Annotated in this window: 19 protein-coding genes; 9 read left to right on the forward strand and 10 right to left on the reverse strand. The window is 67.6% G+C overall.

Annotated features, from left to right (window positions below):
- The first annotated feature begins 8 nt into the window (after positions 1 to 8).
- The gene (locus tag PI86_RS02100; RefSeq protein WP_039318310.1) at positions 9 to 854 is read left to right on the forward strand and encodes a helix-turn-helix domain-containing protein; all 846 of its coding nucleotides are present in this window, start codon (positions 9 to 11) and stop codon (positions 852 to 854) included.
- Positions 855 to 863: 9 nt separating this feature from the next.
- Here PI86_RS02100 and PI86_RS02105 read toward each other — a convergent pair whose 3' ends face one another.
- Positions 864 to 1,490, reverse strand: coding sequence for a LysE family translocator (locus PI86_RS02105; RefSeq protein ID WP_039318313.1), 627 nt, complete (start codon positions 1,488 to 1,490; stop codon positions 864 to 866).
- Between the two features lie 175 nt (positions 1,491 to 1,665).
- Between PI86_RS02105 and PI86_RS02110 the strand changes: the two genes are divergently transcribed.
- Both PI86_RS02110 and PI86_RS02115 read left to right on the forward strand, forming a co-directional pair.
- On the forward strand, positions 1,666 to 2,130 hold the full coding sequence (locus tag PI86_RS02110; protein WP_014901010.1) for an Lrp/AsnC family transcriptional regulator: 465 nt from the start codon (positions 1,666 to 1,668) through the stop codon (positions 2,128 to 2,130).
- Between the two features lie 259 nt (positions 2,131 to 2,389).
- Positions 2,390 to 3,193, forward strand: a complete 804-nt coding sequence (locus PI86_RS02115; protein ID WP_039318318.1) for a hypothetical protein — start codon at positions 2,390 to 2,392, stop codon at positions 3,191 to 3,193.
- 16 nt (positions 3,194 to 3,209) lie between these two features.
- On the opposite strand, the gene PI86_RS02120 is transcribed toward PI86_RS02115, so the two are convergent.
- From PI86_RS02120 to PI86_RS02145, 6 genes are read right to left on the reverse strand one after another with little or no spacing between them, the layout of a single operon-like run.
- Positions 3,210 to 4,421 (reverse strand): acyl-CoA dehydrogenase family protein, encoded by a 1,212-nt coding sequence (locus PI86_RS02120; protein ID WP_039318320.1) that lies wholly within the window; start codon positions 4,419 to 4,421, stop codon positions 3,210 to 3,212.
- Positions 4,418 to 5,260: a hypothetical protein gene (locus PI86_RS02125; protein WP_039318323.1), complete on the reverse strand. Its 843-nt coding sequence runs from the start codon at positions 5,258 to 5,260 to the stop codon at positions 4,418 to 4,420. The genes PI86_RS02120 and PI86_RS02125 overlap by 4 nt, the downstream gene beginning before the upstream one ends.
- 54 nt (positions 5,261 to 5,314) lie before the next feature.
- Positions 5,315 to 5,971, reverse strand: coding sequence for a methionine ABC transporter permease (locus PI86_RS02130; RefSeq protein ID WP_039318325.1), 657 nt, complete (start codon positions 5,969 to 5,971; stop codon positions 5,315 to 5,317).
- A complete protein-coding gene (locus tag PI86_RS02135) occupies positions 5,964 to 7,139 on the reverse strand; it encodes a methionine ABC transporter ATP-binding protein (RefSeq protein WP_039318327.1) in 1,176 nt (391 codons plus the stop codon). Before PI86_RS02135 ends, PI86_RS02130 begins: the two co-directional genes overlap by 8 nt.
- A gap of 18 nt (positions 7,140 to 7,157) precedes the next feature.
- On the reverse strand, positions 7,158 to 8,576 hold the full coding sequence (locus tag PI86_RS02140; protein WP_039318329.1) for an LLM class flavin-dependent oxidoreductase: 1,419 nt from the start codon (positions 8,574 to 8,576) through the stop codon (positions 7,158 to 7,160).
- An 11-nt stretch (positions 8,577 to 8,587) separates the two neighbouring features.
- On the reverse strand, positions 8,588 to 9,418 hold the full coding sequence (locus tag PI86_RS02145; protein WP_039318331.1) for a MetQ/NlpA family ABC transporter substrate-binding protein: 831 nt from the start codon (positions 9,416 to 9,418) through the stop codon (positions 8,588 to 8,590).
- A 422-nt stretch (positions 9,419 to 9,840) separates the two neighbouring features.
- Here PI86_RS02145 and PI86_RS02150 point away from each other — a divergent pair, with 422 nt between their 5' ends.
- The 5 genes from PI86_RS02150 to PI86_RS02170 all read left to right on the forward strand — a co-directional run bounded on the left by PI86_RS02150 (position 9,841) and on the right by PI86_RS02170 (position 16,088).
- The gene (locus tag PI86_RS02150) at positions 9,841 to 11,205 is read left to right on the forward strand and encodes a 2-hydroxycarboxylate transporter family protein (RefSeq protein WP_039318334.1); all 1,365 of its coding nucleotides are present in this window, start codon (positions 9,841 to 9,843) and stop codon (positions 11,203 to 11,205) included.
- A gap of 141 nt (positions 11,206 to 11,346) precedes the next feature.
- On the forward strand, positions 11,347 to 13,248 hold the full coding sequence (locus PI86_RS02155; RefSeq protein WP_039318338.1) for a sensor histidine kinase: 1,902 nt from the start codon (positions 11,347 to 11,349) through the stop codon (positions 13,246 to 13,248).
- Positions 13,238 to 14,599: a sigma-54-dependent transcriptional regulator gene (locus tag PI86_RS02160; RefSeq protein ID WP_039318341.1), complete on the forward strand. Its 1,362-nt coding sequence runs from the start codon at positions 13,238 to 13,240 to the stop codon at positions 14,597 to 14,599. The genes PI86_RS02155 and PI86_RS02160 overlap by 11 nt, the downstream gene beginning before the upstream one ends.
- Positions 14,600 to 14,624: 25 nt before the next feature.
- Complete coding sequence (locus PI86_RS02165) at positions 14,625 to 14,966, forward strand: DUF3579 domain-containing protein (RefSeq protein WP_039318343.1); 342 nt, start codon at positions 14,625 to 14,627, stop codon at positions 14,964 to 14,966.
- Positions 14,967 to 15,236: 270 nt separating this feature from the next.
- Positions 15,237 to 16,088, forward strand: coding sequence for an alpha/beta fold hydrolase (locus tag PI86_RS02170; protein ID WP_039318346.1), 852 nt, complete (start codon positions 15,237 to 15,239; stop codon positions 16,086 to 16,088).
- Positions 16,089 to 16,198: 110 nt separating this feature from the next.
- Here the strand turns inward: PI86_RS02170 and PI86_RS02175 are convergent, their stop codons facing one another.
- Positions 16,199 to 16,639 (reverse strand): PACE efflux transporter, encoded by a 441-nt coding sequence (locus PI86_RS02175; RefSeq protein ID WP_039318350.1) that lies wholly within the window; start codon positions 16,637 to 16,639, stop codon positions 16,199 to 16,201.
- A 99-nt stretch (positions 16,640 to 16,738) separates the two neighbouring features.
- Between PI86_RS02175 and PI86_RS02180 the strand changes: the two genes are divergently transcribed.
- Positions 16,739 to 17,632 carry a LysR family transcriptional regulator gene (locus PI86_RS02180; RefSeq protein WP_039318352.1) on the forward strand — a complete coding sequence of 298 codons (894 nt, stop codon included), beginning with the start codon at positions 16,739 to 16,741 and terminating at the stop codon, positions 17,630 to 17,632.
- 180 nt (positions 17,633 to 17,812) lie between these two features.
- Here PI86_RS02180 and opcM read toward each other — a convergent pair whose 3' ends face one another.
- The gene (gene opcM, locus PI86_RS02185; protein WP_039318355.1) at positions 17,813 to 19,354 is read right to left on the reverse strand and encodes a multidrug efflux transporter outer membrane subunit OpcM; all 1,542 of its coding nucleotides are present in this window, start codon (positions 19,352 to 19,354) and stop codon (positions 17,813 to 17,815) included.
- 10 nt (positions 19,355 to 19,364) lie between these two features.
- A complete protein-coding gene (gene ceoB / locus PI86_RS02190) occupies positions 19,365 to 22,565 on the reverse strand; it encodes a multidrug efflux RND transporter permease subunit CeoB (RefSeq protein ID WP_039318358.1) in 3,201 nt (1,066 codons plus the stop codon).
- Positions 22,566 to 22,596: the final 31 nt, after the last annotated feature.

Raw genomic sequence — 22,596 nt, forward strand, 5'->3', positions numbered from 1 at the left:
TCGTCCTCATGAACTCGACCGCCGCCCGCCACTCGCTTCCCCCGTCCGCCGGCCGCGCGTCCGGCGTCGGCCCGCTGCTGCGCACGTGGCGCCAACGCCGGCGCCTGAGCCAGATGGCGCTTGCGGTCGATGCGGAGGTGTCCGCGCGGCACCTGAGCTTCGTCGAATCGGGTCGCGCACAGCCGAGCCGCGACATGGTGCTGCATCTCGCGGAGCGCCTCGACGTGCCGCTGCGCGAGCGCAATGCGCTGCTCGTCGCGGCCGGCTATGCGCCGCTGTTTCGCGAGCGGCCGTTCTCCGATCCGCAGCTCGACGCGGCGCGCCACGCAGTCGAAGCCGTGCTGCGCGGCCATGAGCCCTACCCGGCACTCGCGGTGGATCGCCACTGGACGCTGCTCGCAGCCAACCGGATGCTCGGCGCACTGGTCGCGCAGGCCGATCCCGCGCTGTTGCAGCCGCCCGTCAACGTGCTGCGCCTGAGCCTGCATCCGGACGGCCTCGCGGCGCAGATCGTCAACTGGCACGAATGGCGCGCGCATCTCCTGCATCGGCTGCAACGACAGATCGACGCGAGCGGCGACCGCATGCTGCATGCATTGCGCGACGAACTCGCCGCGTATCCGGCGCCGGCCGGCCAGCCTGACGACCCCGACGCGCGCGCCGACCATGCGGACTTCGCAGTGCCGCTGCGGCTGCGCACGGCGGCCGGCGAGCTGACGTTCTTCAGCACGACGACGGTGTTCGGCACGCAGGTCGACGTCACGCTGTCGGAGTTGGCGATCGAGGCGTTTTTTCCGGCGAATCCGGAGACGGTGGACGCGATGCGGGCGCTGGCGGACACGTTGCCGGCGTAGTGAGCATCGTCAGCGGCGCTCGAACGCCAGCTTCACGCCAAGCGCGAGCAGCACCACGCCGCTCACCCGGTGCATACGGGTCAGGATGCGCGGATTACGCCGAATCGACGTCGACAACAGGCCCGCGAACAGCGCGACCGGCCCCTTGACGAGAAACGTCAGGCCGGCAAACGTCGTGCCGAGCACGAACAGCGACAGCATCGGATGCGCGGCGCCCGCGGGGACGAACTGCGGCAGAAACGCGAGGTAGAACAGCGCGACCTTCGGATTCGACACGTTGGACAGCGCGCCTTGCGCGAACGTGCGCAGCCGCGATGCCGGCGCGTCGCGACTGCTTGCGAGCGTCAGCTCGCCCGACGAACGCAGCAGCGTGATGCCGAGATACAGCAGATACAGCGCGCCGACGACCTTCAAGGCCGTGAACAACCATTCGGAAGCCTGAAGAATTGCACCCAGACCGAGCGTCGCGAGCATCGTATGCACGAGCAGCCCGACGCTGACGCCCGCCGCGGTCACGAGGCCGGCGCGCGTTCCGCCGGATAGCGTGCGCGACATGACGAGCACCATGTCCTGGCCCGGCGTCAGAATGATCAGAAGGGATGTCGCCATGAACGGCAACCAGGCTATGTGCGGCATCGGGACTCTCCTGAAAGCGGCGCCGGGCGGGACGGGCGGGAATCGCACGCGTCCACGGAGCCGTGGCAGTCATCCGATTATCGGCAACTTGCCGTGGAGAATGGCTGCGAAGTCGGCTACTTTCGATGGCGGATTTGGAGTTACCCTCCATCATCAGCCATATCGGTAGTCAAAAATGCCAATCAAACTGGACGCGATCGATCGGCGCATTTTGCGTGCGCTGCAACGGGATTCGAACCAGACGAACGCCGAACTCGCGCAGCAGGTCGGTCTGTCGCCCACACCCTGCCTGCGCCGCGTTCATCTGCTCGAGGAACAGGGCGTCATCGACGCCTACGTCGCGCTGCTGAACCCGGCGGCCGTCGAACTGCGATTTACGGCATTCGTGCGCGTCACGCTGGAGCGCCAGGACAAGACGACCGTCGAACGCTTCGCCCGCGAGATGGAGCAGGCGCCCGAAGTGCTCGAATGCCACCTGATGGCCGGCAGTTACGACTATCTGCTGCGGGTCATCGCGAAGGATCTCGATGACTATCAGCGCTTTCAGATGGAGACGCTCACGCAGATCGAAGGCGTACGCAACGTCGAAACCGAGATTCCGCTGAAGCGCATCAAGCAGACGGTGCGTCTGCCGATCTAGGCATCCAGAAACGCGACGGGCTGCCCCGCCGGCCGGCTGGTCAGCGCGCCGTCGCGCACCGCGACCTGCCCGCGCAGACCGTATGCACCGACCTGCCGGTCAGCGCCCAATCGTCGTACGGCGTCCAGCATTCAGGCGCTGTAACCGTAGGCAACGAAAGGAGCGGCCGCAACGCTGCGCAAGGCATGCCGATTGAAAGGTGTGGTTGCTAAGCTGCCTGGCGAGTCCGTCGGTCCCTCGTCGGCCCCTCCTGCACACCATGAAAAATAAAACGCTTGCCACGCTGTTACTGTGCGCCGCCGTGCCCGGCGTGGCGCTCGCACAATCGATCGCCGCGCCGGCGCTGAAGCCGGGCGACACCTGGACCTACGTCAACACGGTTGAAATCGGCCCGAACGGCTGGCACCAGACACGCGACCAGATTTCCGTGCAGCGTACGACCGCCGACCACATCTATATCGAAACGCAGCAGAGCGGCGCGACCCAGGCGCCCCGCGAATTGATCGTCGACGCGGACTGGAGCCGCGCGCGCAGCGTCAACGGCACCGAAACCGTGGTGAACCGCCCGCTGGCGTTTCCGCTGACGGTCGGCAAGACGTGGACGATCAGGTATAGCGAAGCGCATCCGAATCCGCAGCACGCATCGGAAACGTACGACACGCATTACAAGGTCGTCGGGCCCGACACCGTCACCGTGCCCGGCGGCAAGTTCGATGCGGTCAAGATCGAGGCCGAAGGCACGTGGAAAGCCGAAACCGCGTCGCGACAGTCGACCGTGTCGGGCGTATCCCGCAATGCAGGCGGTTCGACGATCGTGATGCAGAGCCGCAACAGCGGGACGGCGGAACAGACCGGCAAGACCTACAAGGCGTTCTGGTACGTGCCGGCGGTCGGCCGCTGGGTCAAGTCGGTCGAGGAGTACTACGACGTGAACGGCGTACGGACGGCGCGCTATTCGAACGAACTGGCGTCGTACAAGCGCGCAGGTACGGACAGCGGCTCGCGGTTGGCCGGCGGGCCCGCACCCGTGACGCCGGAAGGCCCGCCTCCCGGCGATCAATGACGGAGCGCGCGCGCACTTACGTATAAAGCGACGCCTGCGGCAGCTCCCCCGTCAGCGCGAACCGGCCGACATCGCGCAGCCGATAGTCGAGCGGATCGTGCAGCGTATGCGTGCGCGCATTGCGCCAGAAGCGGTCGAGGCCGAGCGCTGCGGCCGTCGCCCGCGCGCCGCACGCATCGAACAGCGCCTCGCCGTTCTCGAGCGCCGCGCGTTGCGCGACGATCTTCGCGTCCGACACGGCGAGCGCCACTTCGGCGCGTTCGTCGGCCGTCAGCGCTTCGCGCCGCGACCATGCGCGCTGCAACGCGACGGCCGCGCGATCGGCCAGTGACGCCGCGGCAACCGCCTGCACGCGCATGTCGCCGAAGCGCTGCAGCGTGTAGGGATCGTCGCTCGCCTGCGCGGCGCCCGAGTGAATCCACGGCCGGCCATGTGTCAGCACATAGTCGCGCGCCTCGGCGAGCGCACCTTCCGCGAGCCCGACGAACAGGTTCGTCAGCACGAGCTGCGACACCAGCGTGCGCAGCGTCGCGCGCGGCGTCGGCGGCACTTCGGACCGGTGCAGCACTTCGTCGGGCGCGAGCGTCACGCCGTCGAAGCGCACGCTGCCGCTATCGGTCTGGCGCTGGCCGATCGGGTCCCAGTCTTCGTTGACCGTGATCCCGCGACGATCGGTCGGCACCACGCCGAACACGGCGCGGCCCGTTGCGGGATCGTGCGCGGACACCGTCATCCGCTGCGAGCCGCGCGTGCCCGAACAGAAAACCTTCACGCCGTCGAGCCGGTAGCCGCCATCCGGCGTTGCAGTCGCCACCAGCCGCGTGTCGAGCGGATTGACCGCATTGCCCCACCACCAGCGATGCTCGACCGTGCCGCGCAGATAGCGTTCGCGCTGTGCCGGGCCGCCCCACACGTCGACGCTGACCACCTGCAGGATCTGAAACCCGACCAGATGCGCGAGCGCGCTGTCGACGCGCGCGATCCGCCGGATCGTGTCGTAGATCGCCGGCCACGCGGCTTCCTGTCCGCCGAATTCGCGCGGCACCGCGAGCGTCAGCAGGCCCGCGTCGGCGAGCCGCTGCTTGTCGTCGGCCGCGTGACCGCCCGTGCGATCGCGCGCGGCAGCCGTCGCGCGCAGCGCATCGAGCGCGCGCGCCAGCACGTCTTCGTCGACGGCAGGCGCCCCGCTATCCGGCGCAAGCGTCGCCGGGCCGCGTGGATCGTTCATGCGACGGCTTCCTGTGCAAGGGTTTCGTCCGACAGCGGCACCAGCGCGCCGAGCCGGCGACCGGTCAGCCGCGACAGGATCTCGCGCCGCCAGTCGTCGTAGATCGTGCGGTATTCGGCGATATCCGCGCCGAATACGTGTGCGGTATGCGCGTATTCGTCATGCAGATAGCCGTCGAGCCGCGCCTGCGTTTCCTCGTCGGCCGCGATCACGCGATCGATCAGCGCGTCGCGGTCGGCAGCGGGCAGCGCCTCCAACGTGTCGAACCACCACTGGACGATCTGCACGCGATGCCACTCTTCGTCCGGGCGAATCCGGTTCTCGCCGTGCTCGCGCATCGCGCCGTCGGCGATGCGGCCGGTCTTGCGCTGGATCCACAGCTTCGCGAGGATGTGCAGCTCGTAATGCCATTCGAACGCGAGGAAGCCCGCGACGTCGCGCACCGCGATGTCGCCGATGCGTTCCCAGTGCGCGGCGACGAGCCGCTCGACTTCCGGCAGCGGATCGCGCCCGGTCAGTTCGGTCACGCGTTCGCGGCCGATCACCGCATGCGCGCCGTCGTCGCCGAGCTGGCGCGACAGGATCAGCTGGAAATGCGGATCGTCGCGAAACAGCGTGTCGATCGCCTTCGCGACGACCTGCACGATGAACAGGTCGTGCGACGCCATCTTCGTGTAGTAGTCGGCGACGGCGGCCAGTTCGTCCTCGCTGCGCGGCTCGCGCGGCGGCGTCGCGAGCTTGTCCGGAAAGCCGGGACGATGGCGTCGTGCGACATCCAGAAACAGCGCTTCCTCGAATTGTCCGTTCCATTCGCGCGGCGCGCCGATGGGTAAGGTCATAGGGTTCGTTCTCTCAGGGTCTTGAATGAAAGGAGTCGGCGCTCGTGGCGCCGCTCAGGTGCGCCGGGTCAGATGTCGGACCAGACGGTCGCCCGTGATTTGCACGGCCGAGACGAGCGCGATCAGGATCACGATCACGGTTGCCATGACGGTGGTGTCGAAGCGCTGATAGCCGTAGCGGATCGCCAGATCGCCGAGCCCGCCCGCGCCGACGGCACCCGCCATCGCGGTCGAGCCGATCAGCGCGACGACGGTGATCGTGAAACCGCCGAGCATGCCGGGCAGCGCCTCGGGCAGCAGCACGTGCCACACGATGTGGCGGCGCTTCGCGCCCATCGCGAGCGCGGCCTCGATCAGCCCGCGATCGACTTCGCGCAGGCTCACCTCGGCAATCCGCGCGAAAAACGGAATCGCGGCGATCGACAGCGGCACGACGGCCGCCCATACGCCGATCGTCGTGCCGATCAGCACGCGCGTGAACGGCAGCAGCGCGACGAGCAGGATGATGAACGGCGTCGAGCGGAACACGTTGACGAGCGCGCCGAGCACCGCGTTCACGCCACGTCGCGCGTAGATGCCGCCGGGCGCGGTCGTCACGAGGACCACCGCGAGCGGGATGCCGAGCAGCGCGGCGATCGCGGCCGATGCGGCGACCATCGACAGCGTGTCGCGGATCGCATCGAGCAGTTCGGGCCACCAGAGTTCAAACATAGCCGAGCACCTCCGCGTGATTCGCGTGGCGGCGCGCGCGTTCGAGCAAGGCGGCGACCGCGCCGCCGCCTGCGGGCGACTGACCGGGCGACGCAGCGATCACGAGGCGCCCCTGCGCATGCCCCTGAATGCGCTCGATCCCGCCGTGCAGGAAGCGCACCGAGCCGCCGAGTGCCGCCGCGAGCGCGCCGACGTCCGGTTCGCCGCCGCTTTCGCCCGTATAGCGGACGTCGAGCACGACCTGCGCGCCATCGGGCAGCGCGGCCTGTGCCGGCAACGGCTGCACGCGCGCGGCCAGTTCGGCCGGCAGGTCGTGCACGAGCGTGCTGAGCAGCGCGCGCGTCGCGCCGTGGCGCGGATCGCCGAACACGCGCCACACCGGGCCCGTTTCGACGACTTCACCCTGCTCGATCACCGCGACCGTGTCGCACACCGCGCGGATCACCTCCATTTCGTGCGTGATCAGCACGATCGTCAGCCCGAGGCGGCGATTGATGTCGGCGAGCAGCGCGAGGATCGATTGCGTCGTCTCGGGATCGAGCGCCGACGTCGCCTCGTCGCACAGCAGCACCTCCGGATCGTGCACCAGCGCCCGCGCGATGCCGACGCGCTGCTTCTGGCCGCCCGACAGGCTCGCCGGATACGCGTCGCGCTTCGCGGCGAGCCCGACGAGCTCGAGCAACGCATCGACCTTGCGCGCGCGCTCGGCCTTCGGCACGCCGGCGATCTTCAGCGGCAGCGCGACATTCTCGAACACCGTCTTCGCCGACAGCAGGTTGAAATGCTGGAACACCATGCCGGTGCGGCGACGCAGCGCGACGAGTCCGTCCTCGTCGAGCGCGCCGACGTCGACGCCCTGCACGCGCACGCTGCCCGAACTCGGGCGTTCGAGCCCGTTGACGAGCCGCAGCAGCGTCGACTTGCCGGCGCCGCTGCGGCCGATGATCCCGAACACCTCGCCGCGCCGCACGTCGAGCGTCACCTCGCGCAGCGCGGCGGCCTGGCCGCGCGGCGTCGCGAACACCTTGCCGACGTTCGCCAGCGACACGGCAGGGCCGTCGGCCGACACGGCCTTTTCCTCATGCGCGCGTGCGCCGACGCCGACGCCGGCGCCGGCACGCACGGCCGATGCCTCGATAAAACCCAGCGTATCGAACAATTGCGTCATCGCTTCGCTCCATCAGGTTCATGCATGCGCGGGATGCGCCGGTTCCGGTGCCGGCGCGGCGGCCGGCCGGTGCTGCGCGCCCGTATGCCATGCGGGCAACCGCGCGCCCGCGCCGAACAGCTTCTCGCGCAGCGTCGGCGCGGGATCGTAGTCTTCCTTGTAGATGCCGCGGTTCTGCAACTCGGGCACGACCCAGTCGACGAAATCCTCGAACGACTCGGGCATCACGGTGCGCGTCAGGTTGAAGCCGTCGATGCCGGTCTCGTCGATCCACGACTGCAGTTCGTCCGCGACTTGCGACGGCGAGCCGACGATCGGCGCATAGCGGCCGCCGAGCGACATCTGTTCGAGCATCCTGCGCACGGTCCACGTGCCGGTCGTGCTCTTGCGCGAGATCGCGTCGACGGCCGACTGGATCGAATCGGTCTTCACGTACGAGATCGGTTCGTCGAGGCCGTACTTCGCGAAGTCGATGCCGGTCGAGCTCGCGAAGTGCGCGAGCCCTGCCTCCGGGCTCGCATAGCGCCGGTATTCGTCGAATTTCTCGCGAGCGAGCCGCTCGGTCTCGGCCGTCACGACGCTCACGCCCGCGAAAATCCTGATCGACGCCGGATCGCGGCCCTGCCGCGCGGCAGCCGCGCGGATGTCGAGCGCCGCCGCGCGCGCGGCGGCCTTGCTCTGGCCATTCACGAACACGCATTCGGCGTGACGGCCCGCGAACTCGACGCCGCGCGCGGACGAACCGGCCTGGTACAACACCGGCGTGCGCTGCAGCGACGGCTCGCTCAGGTGAATCGCATCGATCGAATAGAACGGCCCGTCGTGCTTCACGCGCCGCACCTTGCCAGGCTGCGCGAACACGCGCGCCTGCGCGTCGCGGATCACCGCGTCGTCGTCCCAGCTCTGTTCCCACAGCTTGTAGACGACGTCCATGTAATCGTCCGCGCGTTCGTAGCGGTCGTCGTGGCCGATCTGCTGTGCCAGGCCCATCCCGCGCGCGGCGCTGTCGAGATAGCCGGTGACGATGTTCCAGCCGACGCGCCCCTTCGTCAGGTGATCGAGCGTCGACATGCGGCGCGCGAACAGGTAAGGCGGTTCGTAGGTCAGGTTCGCGGTCACGCCGAAGCCGAGATGCCGCGTGACCTGCGCCATCGCGGGCACGAGCAGCAGCGGGTCGTTGACCGGCACCTGCACCGATTCGCGCAGCGCCGCGTCGGGGCCGCCGCCGAACACGTCGTACACGCCGACGATGTCGGCCAGAAAGATCCCGTCGAACTTGCCGCGTTCGAGCGTCTTCGCGAGATCGGACCAGTAGTCGAGATCGGTGTAGTGCGCGGAGCGGTCGCGCGGATGCGTCCACAGTCCGTGGTTGATGTGCCCGACGCAGTTCATGTTGAACGCGTTGAGCAGGATCTTCTTGCGGTTCGCCGTCGTCATGTCCGCCTCCGTCACCACGCGATTGCGTACAGCGAGCCGAACGCGTTGTCGAGCGCACGGCGCACCGCCGGCGAGTGCTGGTAGATCGCGATGAACTTGCGGATGCGCGGATCGTTCACGCTGTCCGGCCGCACGACCCACTGGATCGCGAAGCTCTTGTTCTCGGTGCCGTCGAACAGCAGCGCGCTGTTCGGGTCGGTCGTGCCGGCGAGCTTGATGAAGCTCGGGTAGCCCTGCGCGAGATCGACGTCATCGAGCGAGCGCGCGAGCTGCGACGCTTCGAGCGGGATGATCTTCAGGTGCTTCGGGTTGGACACGATGTCGTGCGTCGTCGCGCGGTAGTCGGTGCCCGGCTTCAGCGTGATCAGCCCCGCGCGCTGCAGCAGCAACAGCCCGCGCCCGCCGTTCACCGGATCGTTCGCGATCGCGACCCGCGCGCCGTCCTTCAGCTCGTCGAAGCGCTTCACCTTCTTCGAATAGAGGCCGATCTTCATGATCGTGCCGGGTGCGATCGATACGAAGTCGTAGCCGCCCTGCTTCTTCGCGTTCTCGAGAAACGGGATGTGCTGGAAATAATTGACGTCGATGTCCTTGTTCGCGAGCGCCGCGTTCGGCGTATTCCAGTCGGTGAATTCGACGATCCGCACGTCGAGCCCCTGTGCCTTCGCCTCCTTCGCGGCGATCTTCAGCGCGTCGATCTGCGGGCTGGTCGAGATGCCGACCTTCAGCGGCGCGGTGTCGGCGCGGGCGCCGTTCAGCATCACAACGCCGAGCAGCGCGGCTGCCAGCAGGCGGGCAACACGGCCGGAGGAAAAGCGGGCGGAAAAAACGGCATGCAGCATGGGAACCACTCTCCTGTCCATAGACGGTATCGACGGATGAGCGACGCCGCGGCGAACGCACGGGCGTTCTCCGGACAGTCGTCGTCGCATCGGAAAAGGATCAGCCGATGATAGAGAGCGGCGCGGGGGCGGTCTACGAAGCGATTCTGCGAAGAAAATCGCGTGCGGCGATATGGCGCGCGATCACCCGGGACCTGGCGCCCGGCCGGCTGCCAGGCCGAAATCTCGGCCTGGGCGCCGGGCGAATTCCGAAATCTCGGCCTGCCGGTCGCGGCGGCCCTTTCCACAGACGAAACAAATCCATTATGAATCAATGAATTAGAAATATTCCGTCAGACCGGATTCCTGGCACGGGGGTTGCGTAATAGACGTCACACGATGCCGCGAAGCAATGCAGGCATTCCAACATCAGGAGACACGTCTTGCAGACCTCTATCCATACCCAATCCCGTCCGGAGGCGATTGCCGAAGCCGGTCCCGCCACGCGCGAACGCTTCTGGCCGGAAGGCTGGTGGAAGCTGATGGAAATCCGCGTCGGCATCATCCCGCTGCCGGTTTACGTGATCCTGCTCGCGCTCATCGTCGGCTTCTCGGTGACGGGCAAGGTGCCCGGCGAGATCTCGATGGCGATCGCCGTGCTCGCGTTCTTCGGCTTCACGTGCGCGGAACTCGGCAAGCGCCTGCCGCTGTTGCGCAACATCGGTGCGGCCGCGATCTTCGCGACCTTCGTGCCGTCGGCGCTCACCTACTATCACGTGCTGCCGAAGCCGGTGCTGAACCTGACGGTCGAGTTCACGAAGTCGACAAACTTCCTGTACCTGTTCATCGCGTCGATCATCGTCGGCAGCATCTTGAGCATGGACCGCCGCGTGCTGATCCAGGGCTTCGTGAAGATCTTCATCCCGCTCGCCGCCGGTTCGGTCGCGGCCGCGATCGTCGGCACGGCGGTCGGGACCGCGCTCGGCCTCGGCGCACGCCACACGCTGCTGTACATCGTCGTGCCGATCATGGCCGGCGGCGTCGGCGAAGGCGCGATTCCGCTGTCGATCGGCTATTCGGAACTGATGCACCTGCCGCAGGGCGAGATGTTCGCGATGGTGCTGCCGCCGGTGATGCTCGGCAGCCTGACCGCGATCATCCTGTCGGGCGCGCTCGACATGCTCGGCAAGCGCATGCCGCACCTGACCGGCAACGGCCGCCTGCAGGTCGGCGAAAGCGGCGACATGACGCCGGAAAACGAGGAAATCCGCGGCCACGTCGACGTCACGCACATCGCAGGCGCCGGCATCACGGCCATCACGCTGTATCTGGTGGGCCTGATGGCGCACAAGCTGTTCGGCCTGCCCGCGCCGGTCGCGATGCTGTTCCTCGCGGTGCTGGTCAAGCTCGCGCGCGCGGTGTCGCCGCCGCTGCAGGAAGGCGCGTTCGTGGTCTACAAGTTCTTCTCGACCGCCGTCACGTATCCGCTGCTGTTCGCGATCGGCGTCGCGATGACGCCGTGGGACAAGCTGACCGCAGCTTTCACGGTCGTCAACGTCATCACGATCGTGTCGACCGTCGCGACGCTGATGGGCACCGGTTTCGTGGTCGGCCGCCTGCTGAAGATGTACCCTATCGACACCGCAATCGTGAACGCCTGCCACAGCGGCCAAGGCGGCACCGGCGACGTCGCGATCCTGACCGCCGCGAACCGGATGCAGCTGATGCCGTTCGCGCAGATCGCGACGCGCATCGGCGGCGCGATCGTCGTCACGGTGACGCTGATCCTGGTCGCGCACTTCGGATAATGCGCGGTCGCGCGCACCGTCGCGCAGGCTGCTTCGCACGCGCCGCCGCCGGCTCTGCCGGCGTGCGGCGCGCGTCGTTGCTGACGGCCGGTAGCGGACGGCCGGTTGCTGACGGCCGGTAGCGGACGGTTGCGGGCTTCGATGAGGGCGAACGTGCAGAAGAGCTTCAAGGGAATCCCGTGGTGGGGCTGGGCGTCGGCCGCCGTGCTGTATGTCGGCGTAGCGGGCGCGGCCGTCGATTTCGCGTGGGAACGCGCGATCGACGCGCTCGAGGAAACCGGCGAGCACCGGCTCGACCTGTATGCGTCGAGCCTGAAAAGCGAACTCGGCCGCTTCGAGATCCTGCCCGGCCTGGTCGCGCGACAGGACGGCGTACGCGCGATGCTGAAGGCCGCGCCGCACGACGCACCCGGTCTCGTGCATTCGGTGAACGCCTATCTCGAAGCCGTGAACCGCGATGCGGGCAGCGGCGCCGTCGACGTGATCGACCTGCAGGGCGAAGTGATCGCCGCCAGCAACTGGAACGAGACGATCAGCTTCGTCGGCACCAACGTGTCGTACCGGCCGTACTTCAAGGACGCGCTCGCGCGCGGCAGCGGCCGCTTCTTCGGAATCGGCACCAACACCGGCGTGCCGGGCGTCTACTTCGCGAGCGCGGTGCGCGACGACGGCGTGCCGATCGGCGTCGCGGCCGTGAAGATCAGCGTCGACCCGCTCGAATCCGCATGGCGCGCGCCGGGCGTCGCCGCGATGGTGGTCGACGGCAACGGCGTGGTCGTGATCTCGACCGAACCGGCGTGGAAATTCACCGCGCTGCGTCCGATCACCGCGCAGCAGCAGCGCGACATCCAGGCGTCGCGGCAATACGCGGGCCGCACGGTCGACGCGCTGCCGTACCGCCGGATCGGCGATCGCAGTGCCGCCGCGTGGTTCGGCACGTTTCCCGATCCGCGCCACGCCGGCCGCAGCACGCGCTATCTGGTGATGTCGCGCCCCGCGCCGCAGGCCGGCGATTCGCTGATGGTGCTGCTCGACATCGCCGGCGCGCGACGGCAGCAGCAAACCGCATTCGTGTTCGTCACCGGCGCGTTCCTGATCGCCGCGCTGCTGGTCGGCTACGCGATCCAGCGACGCCGGGCGATCGTCGCGCGGCTGAGGGCGCAGGACGCGCTGCGCCGCGCGAACGACCGGCTCGAGCTGACCGTCGCGCAGCGCACGGCCGCGCTGACGGCCACGAACGAGCGGATGCAGCGCGAGATCGTCGAACGCGAACGCACCGAGCAACGGCTGCGCGATTCGCAGCAGGAAGTCGTGCACGCGGGCAAGCTCGCGGTGCTCGGGCAGATGGCCGCCGGCCTCACGCACGAGCTGAACCAGCCGCTCGTCGCGATCCGCACGCTGTGCGACAACGCACGCACGTTCTTCGAGCGCGGCCAGCCGGCACCGGCGTACGCCAATCTCGAACGGATCGGCAAGCTGGTCGACAGCATGGCGGTGCTCACCGGCGAGCTGAAGACCTTCGCGCGCAAGCCCGATGTCGAGCGCGTCGCGGTGTCGCTGAACGAGGCCGTCGCGCATGCGCGGCTCATCTACGATGCGCGGATTCGCGACGAAGGCGTGCAGCTCGACGTGAACATCGCGCCGGGCACGGCGGTCTCCGCCGAATCGAGCCAGTTGCAGCAGGTGATCGTGAACCTGCTCGGCAACGCGCTCGACGCGGTGCGCGACGCGCCGGTACGGCGCATCGTCATCGAAGCCGCCAAAGCGGACGATGTAGACGACGCGGACGAAGCCGGCCGTGTGCGCTTCACCGTCGCCGACAGCGGCACCGGCATCGCACCCGAGGTGCTGCCGCACCTGTTCGAGCCGTTCGTCACCACGAAGCCGCGCGGCCAGGGCCTCGGGCTCGGCCTCGCGATCACGTCGCGCATCGTCGAGGGGTTCGGCGCGAAGATCGCCGCGACGAACCGCGACGAAGGCGGCGCGCAGTTCAGTATCGAATTCGCGGCGGCGACGCTGCAAAGGACAGAGCATGGAAGATGAGATTCGGGTGCTGGTCGTCGAGGACGATGAAAACGTCCGGATCGGCGTCGAGCAGGCCGTCGAGCTGGCCGGGTTCCCGGTCGACGCATTCGCGTCGGCCGCCGACGCGCTCGCGCACGTCGCGCCCGGCGCCCCGATCGTGATCGTGTCGGACGTGCGGATGCCGGGCATCGACGGGCTGCAGCTGCTCGAACGCGTGATGGCCGTCGATGCGCAGATCCCGGTCGTGCTGATCAGCGGCCATGCCGATATTTCGACGGCCGTCGGCGCGATGCAGGACGGCGCGTACGACTTCATCGAGAAGCCGTTTTCGTCGGACGTGATCGCCGGCCGGGTCGCGCGCGCGGTCGAGAAGCGCCGGCTCACGCTCGAGGTGCAGGGGCTGCGCGCGGCGCTCGACAACTGGCAGGGCATCGAGGCATTCGTGCTCGGCAAGTCGCCCGCGATGGCCGACGTGCGCAAGAAGATCCTGCGCCTCGCCGATACGTCGGTGTCGGTGCTGATTACCGGCGAGACCGGCACTGGCAAGGAACTGATCGCGCGCAGCCTGCACGACTTCGGCGGCCGGCGCGATGCGCATTTCGTCGCGCTGAACTGCGGCGGCCTGCCCGAGCAGATCTTCGAGAGCGAGCTGTTCGGCCACGAGGCCGGCGCGTTCACCGGCGCGATCAAGAAGCGCATCGGCAAGATCGAGTGGGCGCACGGCGGCACGCTGTTCCTCGACGAGATCGAGACGATGCCGATTCCGCTGCAGATCAAGATGCTGCGCGTGCTGCAGGAGCGTGTGGTCGAGCGGCTCGGCGCGAACGAGCTGATTCCGGTCGACTGCCGCGTGGTGGCCGCATCGAAGGCCGATCTCGCCGAACTCGCGGCCGACGGGCGTTTCCGTGCGGACTTGCTGTATCGCCTCAACGTCGCGCAGATCGAGCTGCCGCCGCTGCGCGAACGGCGCGAGGACGTGCCGCTGCTGTTCGAGCATTTCGTGCTCGCGGCCGCACGCCGCTTCGGACAGCCGGCGCCGGTCGTCACGGCTGCGCAGGTGTCCGAACTGATGACGCATGCGTGGCCCGGCAACGTGCGCGAACTGCAGAACGTGGCCGATCGTTTCGTGCTCGGCCTGACCGGCGACAGCCTGCTGTCGTCCGGTGGCGCAGCCACGGCGAGCGGCACGCTCGCGGAACAGCTCGCGTATTTCGAGCGGATGCTGATCGAGGACATGCTGCGGCGTCACAACGGCAACGTTGCGAACGCAAGCGTTGCGCTCGGCATGCCGAAGAAGACGCTTTATCACAAGCTGCGCCACCTGCGGATTCCCGCGCGCGGCGACGCGGCGGCCGACGGCGGCGAATGACGCGAACGAGGATACGCACACCAGCATGGATCGCATCGACATCACCGAACCTGGCCGCCTCATCGGCCAACCCCTCGGCCACCTGATCCGCGGCGTCACGCACGCGCAGAAAACCTTCCGCCCGAGCGACTGGCCCGAGCGGCTCGCGGGCGTCATCACGCTGTTCGTCGGCGAACGGCGGCCCGGCTATCCGTGTGCGCTGTCGCGGCTCGCGATGCCGGTCGTCGACGGTGGCGTCAAATGCCTGCTCGTGTCGGACGAATTGCGCAACGTATGCGCCGACGCATTCGACTTCGCGATGCAGTTCGCCGCCGACAACGATCTTCCCGTCGAGCTTCAGGCCGCCCCCGCGCTCGCGGTGCGGTGACAGCGGGCCGCGTTCGGCGGCCTTTTCCCTGCCTTTTTCCTGCCTTTTCCCCCGCTGCGATGCGCGCGTGCGCAGGCGCTCGCACGCGCTTTCGACCGCAGAATCAACCGTCAGACGATTGAAGGCTTCGACCTATCCCCACGCTGCGACAAGGGTTTTCAGCCGAGCCATCAATAAAATTGATCGTCGCGATGAAAATTATGCGTTTTCCTTGCAGGTCGCCGTGAGGCATAGTTGCGTCGTGATGACGCACCCATTGAGTTTTCAGTCATGAACATGCGAATCGAGCCTTCGGTGCTCGCGAACCCCGACCTGCAATTTGCAACGCTTTCGTCAGGCATCAGCCTGCCGTATGTCGAGCGGGGCAGCGGCGCACCGATGGTGTTCGTGCACGGATCGTTGTGCGACTACCGTTACTGGGATCCGCAACTCGCGTCGCTGTCGGCGCAGTACCGCTGCATCGCACCGAGCCTCAGCCACTACTGGCCGGCCGTCGAAGCGGGCATCCAGGACGAGTTCAGCTGGCAGAACCACGTCGACGAGCTCGCCGAATTCATTGACGCGCTCGATCTCGGCCCCGTGCATCTGGTCGGCCATTCGCGTGGCGGCAGCGTCGCGTTCAACGTCGCGCGCCAGCATCCGGAACTCGTCGACACGCTGACGCTCGCCGATCCGGGCGGCCCGCTGCAACAGCCGGGCGTGCGCGAAGCCGCACTGCCGGCTACCGCGATCGCACTGCGCACCAAGGCCGTGAACCTGATCGGGCAAGGCGAAGTGGAAGCCGGTCTCGAGATGTTCGTCGACTCGGTGAGCCTGCCCGGCGCATGGAAGAAGAGCACGTCGCGCTTTCGCACGATGGCGATCGACAACGCGAGCACGCTGCCAAAGCAGCTGCAAGATCCGCTGCCCGCGTATTCGCAGCACACGGCAGCGGATATCGCGTGCCGCACGCTGCTGATCGACGGCCAGCGCAGCCCGAAGATGTTCCGCAACAACGTCGACACGCTGTCGCAGTGGATCGGCGATGCGCAACGGCAGACCGTCGCCGGTGCATCGCACGGGATGAACGCGGCGAGCCCCGCGGTGTTCAACCGCTACGTGCACGAGTTCATCGCCGCGTAACGCCCGCGGGCGGCATTCGTCCCGCCCGCCCTACCCGCTCTTCCCCCTCTTTTCCGAAGCGATGCGGGCCCTGCTCTGCATCGCTTCGTGTCGCATTGCCGGCCCTCGCGTTACGCAAGCGGTTCGGCCTTGCGCGTGACCGCATCCGGCAACCCGAACACGCTGTCGAACGACCAGTTGTACGCGAACGTGAAGATCGGGAAGAACACGATCAGCACCGCATCGAACAGGAACGCCTGCAGCAGCGGCACGTCGAGCCACCATGCGATCAGCGGAATCAGGAACGTCACCAGCGCGACCTGGAACCCGATCGCGTGCACGACACGCCGCGCGACGGTGCGCGTGGTTTCGGCACGCCGCCGTTCCCACGCCTCGAACCCGAGGTTGTACAGAAAATTGACGACGACGCCCGTCGTCGAGATCATCACGCCGAGCAGGCCGCTCGTCGTCGCGCTCGCGCCGCTCAGCATGCCGAGCACCGACGATGCGACGAGGATGCCGAGCGCCTCGAACATCACGACGTAGACTATGCGTCTCTTCCATCCCTGCATGACCCACCACCTTCATATCGAACAAGGTGGCGAGACTACCGCGGGCACTTCGCCCGCAAAAGTCAGGTCCTTTCAATTTTTCTGACAGGAGGCCCGCGCATGCTGACCAGCGACCACATCGACATGCTGCTGAGCGTCATCGACAAAGGCTCGTTCTCGGCAGCGGCGCGTGCGCTCGGCCGCACGCCGTCGGCGGTCAGCATGGCGATCGCGAACCTCGAGGCCGAACTGGACCTCGTGCTGTTCGATCGCGGCACGCGCGAGCCGACGCCGACCGCCGCGCTGGCCGCGCTGCTGCCCGACGCCCGCTCGATCGCCGACCGGCTGCACGCGCTGCGCGCGCATGCGCAGCATCTGTCGGTAGGCGTCGAGGACACGCTGCGGCTCGGGCTCGCGGCCGAGCTGGACGGCGCCCCCGTCGCCCGCGCGCTGAGCGCCGTTGCCGCGAAGTATCCGGCGCTCGCGATCAGCATCGTCACCGCGCCGCAGGACGCGATCGTCGACGCGCTGCATCGCGGCGCCGTCGATCTTTGCGTCGCGTACGGCGGTCTCGACCTGCATCCGCAGGAACAGATCCACGCGCTGTGGACCGAGACGCTCGTTGCCGTCGCCGCGCCGGACCATCCGGCGATCGCAGAAGCCGCGCAGCCCGAGGCGATCGAACGGCTGTCGGGCTTCCGGCAGATCGTGATCGCCGATCCGGAGCGGCCGCTCACCGACGTGCGACCCGTGATCGGCAGTCGCACGTGGAAGGTGACCGACCTGGCGACCGCGATCGCGCTCGTGAAGGCCGGGCACGGCTGGGCGAACCTGCCCGAATCCGTGATCGGACGGCATGTCGCCGACGGCGCGCTCGCGCCGCTCGTGTTCGCGAACATCCGCAACGGGCTGCCGCTGCCCGTGTACCTGCGCCGGCCGAAGCACACGGGGCTCGGCAAGGCGGCCAGCGAACTGGCACGGGCACTGCGTGCTGAAGAGCACGCCGCCACCTGAGCGGGGCAGGCGGCGGGACACCGCCGCATGCCCCGTCTGAAGATGGCGGATGAACTTGACCGTTAGTTGCGATACAAACCCGACGCACGATGAAAAAACCCCGGTCACGCAGGCCGGAGCCTGCATGCCGGGGCGCTTCGATTCACGGCCGACGGGCGACACACCGCCCGCCGTTCACGCTCAGCGTGCAGCCACCTCCGCCTTGCCCGTTGCCGCATCGCCGAGCGCGGCCGGGGCCGGCGCCGCGCCCCACCCGCCGCCCAACGCGCGGATCAGGTTGACGGTCGACACGGCCTGCGCGCCGGTCAGCTGGTTCGCCTGCAGTTGCGACTGCAGCACCGACCGTTCGCTGTCGATCACGTCGAGATAGGCGACCTCACCTTCCTGATACTGCGTACGCGACAGCGTCGCCGCACGGCGCGACGCGTTGACGGCCGCATCCTGCGCGCGAATCTGGTCGTCGAGCAGACGCAGATCGGCGAGATTGTCCTCGACCTCGCGGAACGCGACGAGCACCTGCTGCCGGTAGTTCGCGACCTGCTCGTCATACTGCGCGCGGGCCTGCTGCACGCCGGCCGCACGCCGCCCGCCGTCGAACAGCGGCAGCGTCAGCGCGGTACCGGCGAACGGCCCGAGCAGGAACGTGCGGCTCGACCACATGAACAGGTTGCCGAGCGTCGACGCCTCGTAGCCGAATGCGCCGGTGATATCGAGCTTCGGGAAATACGCCGACTTCGCCAGGCCGATCCGCGCGTTCGCGGCCGCCATCGCGCGCTCGGCCGCCGACACGTCCGGACGACGTTCGAGCAGCGCCGACGGCAGGCCCGGCGGAACCTTCACCGCGACCGGCACGATCGGCGTTTCCTTGAACGCGAAGTCCGCGGGCGCCTTGCCGAGCAGGATCGCCAGCGCATGCTCGGATGCCGCGCGCCGGCGCGCGACGCCGACCGCATCGGCCTGCGCGGACGCCAGTTCGTTCTTCGCACGCGACACGTCGAGCTCGCTGATGTCGCCTTCGTTGAAACGGCGCTGCACGAGCTTCAGCGCCTGGTCGCGCAGTTCGACAGTGCGGCGGTACAGGTCCTGGTCGGAGTCGAGCTGGCGCAGTTCAAAGTAGTTCTGCGCGACGTCCGCCTGCAGCGCGAGCTGCACCGAACGGAACAGCGCTTCGCTCTGCGCCTGGTCGGCGCGCGAGGCCTCGACGTTGCGGCTCACGCGGCCGAACAGGTCGGCCTCGTACGACACCGTGCCCTGCGCGCGCCACAGCGTCGCGTTGGTCGGGCCCGTGCCCTGCGGCTGGAACTGCGACGCCGACGACAGCCCCTCGCGCGTCGGCCCGAACCCGGCGCCGACCTGCGGGAACCACTGCGAACGCGCGGTGCGGGTCGACGCACGCGCTTCCTCGACACGCGCGGCCGCGGCCTTCAGGTTCTGGTTCGCGGCAAGCGCCTGCGACTCGAGCGAGTCGAGCACCGGATCGCCGAACACCTTCCACCATTCGCCGCGATGCTCGCCATCCGCCGGCTCGGCGGTCTTCCACGTGCCGGCCTGTTCGCCGGCCGCGAGCGTCGGCGCTTCCTTGAACGCCGCGGGCGTCGCCACATCCGGGCGCTTGTAGTCGGGCCCCACCGCGCACGCGGCGAGCAGCGTCGCGAGCAGGGTGCTCGCGGCCGCCACCTTCGCGAAGCGGATCAGGCCATTCGGGTTGTGCATGTTGTCCATCTTGTTATCCTCAAGCATCCGTAGCCGGCGTGCCCGACGGCGACACACCGTAGCCCGCCGAATCCTTGCCGGCGACGTGGATCTTGCCGCCCGCCAGCGTGCGCAGCACGACGTAGAACACCGGCGTCAGCATCAGCCCGAACAGCGTCACGCCGAGCATCCCGAAGAACACCGCGATACCCATCGCATGCCGCATCTCCGAGCCCGCACCCGTCGACGTGACGAGCGGCACGACGCCCATGATGAACGCGATCGACGTCATCAGGATCGGGCGCAGCCGCAGCCGGCTCGCCTCGATCGCGGCCTCGAGCGGGGTCCTGCCGTCATGCTCCAGTTCGCGCGCGAATTCGACGATCAGGATCGCGTTCTTCGCCGACAGACCCACCAGCACCATCAGGCCGATCTGCGTGAAAATGTTGTTGTCGCCCTGCGTGAGCCATACGCCCGTCAGCGCCGACAGAATGCTCATCGGCACGATCAGGATCACCGCGAGCGGCAGCGTCAGGCTTTCATACAGCGCGGCGAGCACGAGGAACACGAGCAGCACGCTGATCGGGAACACATACATCGCCGAATCGCCCGCCAGGATCTGCTGGTACGTGAGGTCGGTCCATTCGAACCGCACGCCCCGCGGCAGCGTTTCATGCGCAATGCGCTCGATCGCGGCCTGCGCCTGCCCCGACGAGAAGCCCGGCGCCGGGCCGCCGTTGATATCGGCCGCCGTGTAGCCGTTGTAGCGCACGACCATTTCCGGGCCGAACGTCGGCGTCACCGTGACGAGCGACGACAGCGGCACCATCTCGCCCTTGTCGTTACGCGTCTTCAGCTGCAGGATGTCGTCCGCGCGCTGGCGGAACGGCGCATCGGCCTGCACGCGCACCTGGTACACGCGCCCGAAGCGGTTGAAGTCGTTCACGTACAGCGAGCCGAGATACACCTGCATCGTGTTGAACACGTCGGTGACCGGCACGCCGAGCTGCTTCGCCTTCACGCGGTCGAGATCGACGTTGAGCTGCGGCACGTTGATCTGATAGCTCGTAAACAACGGGCCCAGCTCAGGCGCTTGCTGCGCGCGCTTGATGAAGTCGTTGGTCGCATCCGACAGCTTCGCGTAGCCGACCGCACCGCGATCCTCGATCTGCATCTTGAACCCGCCGAGCGTGCCGAGGCCGAGCACCGGCGGCGGCGGGAACACCGCGACGAACGAGTCCTTCATCGTGCTGTACTGCTGGTTCAGCGCCCCCGCGATCGCACCGGCCGACAGCGCCTTGCCATGCCGTTCCGAGAACGGCTTCAGCGTGACGAACACGATGCCCGCGCTCGAGCTGTTGGTGAAGCCGTTCACCGACAGCCCCGGGAACGCGACGGCGCTCTCGACGCCCGGCTGCTTCAGCGCGATCGAGCCCATGTCGCGGATCACCTTCTCGGTGCGGTCGAGCGACGCGCCGTTCGGCAGCTGCGCGAACGCGATCAGGTATTCCTTGTCCTGCGCGGGCACGAAGCCGCCCGGCACGACCTTCGACACGAGCACGGTCGCGCCTACCAGCACGAGGTACACGCCGAGCATCAGCGTCTTGCGCGACAGCACGCCGCGCACGCCGCGGCCGTAGTTTTCCGCGCCGCGATGGAACACCTTGTTGAAGCCGCGGAAGAAGCCGCCGAGCAAGCGGTTCATCACGCGCGTGAGCCAGTCCTCCTTGTCGCCATGGCCCTTCAGCAGGATCGCGGACAGCGCCGGCGACAGCGTCAGCGAGTTGAACGCCGAGATCACCGTCGAAATCGCGATCGTCATCGCGAACTGCTTGTAGAACTGGCCGGTCAGGCCCGACATGAACGCGAGCGGCACGAACACGGCGACGAGCGTCAGCGCGATCGCGATGATCGGCCCGCTCACTTCCTGCATCGCCTTGTAGGTCGCCTGCCGCGCGTTCATCCCGCTTTCGATGTTGCGCTCGACGTTCTCGACGACCACGATCGCGTCGTCGACCACGATCCCGATCGCGAGCACCATCCCGAACAATGACAACGCATTGATCGAATACCCGAACGCGAGCAGCAGCGAGAACGTGCCGATGATCGACACCGGCACCGCGATCAGCGGAATCAGCGACGCACGCCAGGTCTGCAGGAACACGATCACGACGATCACGACCAGCGCAATCGCTTCGAGCAGCGTGTGCACGACGGCCTTGATCGACGAACGCACGAACTGCGTCGGGTCATAGACGATCTTGTAGTCGACGCCCGCCGGCATGTCCTGCTTCAGCTCGGCCATCGTCTTGCGCACTTCGTCGGAGATCTGCAGCGAGTTCGCGCCCGGCGACTGGTTGATCGCCATTGCGACGGCCGGCTTGTTGTCGAGCAGCGAGCGCAGCCCGTACTCGGACGCATCCAGCTGGATCCGCGCGATGTCGCGCAGGCGCGTGACGCCGCCGTCCGGCGTCGTCTTCACGACGATGTCGCCGAACTCGTCTTCCGTCTGCAGACGGCCGCGCGCGTTCACCGACAGCTGCAGCGGCGTGCCGGGCAGCGACGGCGACGCGCCGATCACGCCGGCCGCGACCTGCACGTTCTGCTCGCGGATCGCCTGTACGACGTCCTCGGCGGACAGCCCGCGCTGCGCGACCTTCTGCGGATCGAGCCATACGCGCATCGCATAGTCGCCCGAACCCCACAGCTGCACCTGACCGACGCCCTGGATCCGCGACAGGCGATCCTTCACGTTGATCAGCGCGTAGTTGCGCAGGTAGGTCATGTCGTAGCGGTTGTCCGGCGAGATCAGGTGGACCACCATCGTCAGCGTCGGCGAGCTCTTCACCGTGGTGATGCCGAGCCGCTGCACGTCTTCCGGCAAGCGCGGCAGCGCCTGGTTCACGCGGTTCTGCACCAGCTGGGTGGCCTTGTCCGGATCGGTGCCGAGCTTGAACGTGACGGTGATCGTCATGTTGCCGTCGCTGTTCGCCTGCGACTGCATGTAGAGCATGTCCTCGACGCCATTGATCTGCTCTTCAAGCGGCGACGCGACGGTCTCGGCGATCACTTTCGGGTTCGCGCCCGGGTACTGCGCCTTCACGATCACGGAAGGCGGCACGACTTCCGGATATTCCGAAATCGGCAGCAGGAACATCGCGATCACCCCGCCGAGCAGGATGATCACCGATAGGACTCCTGCAAAGATCGGCCGGTCGATAAAGAATTTTGAAATGTTCATGTGTGGCTCTGTCTGGTTGAACGCGGAAAAC

The sequence above is a fragment of the Burkholderia sp. A9 genome (assembly GCF_000801975.1).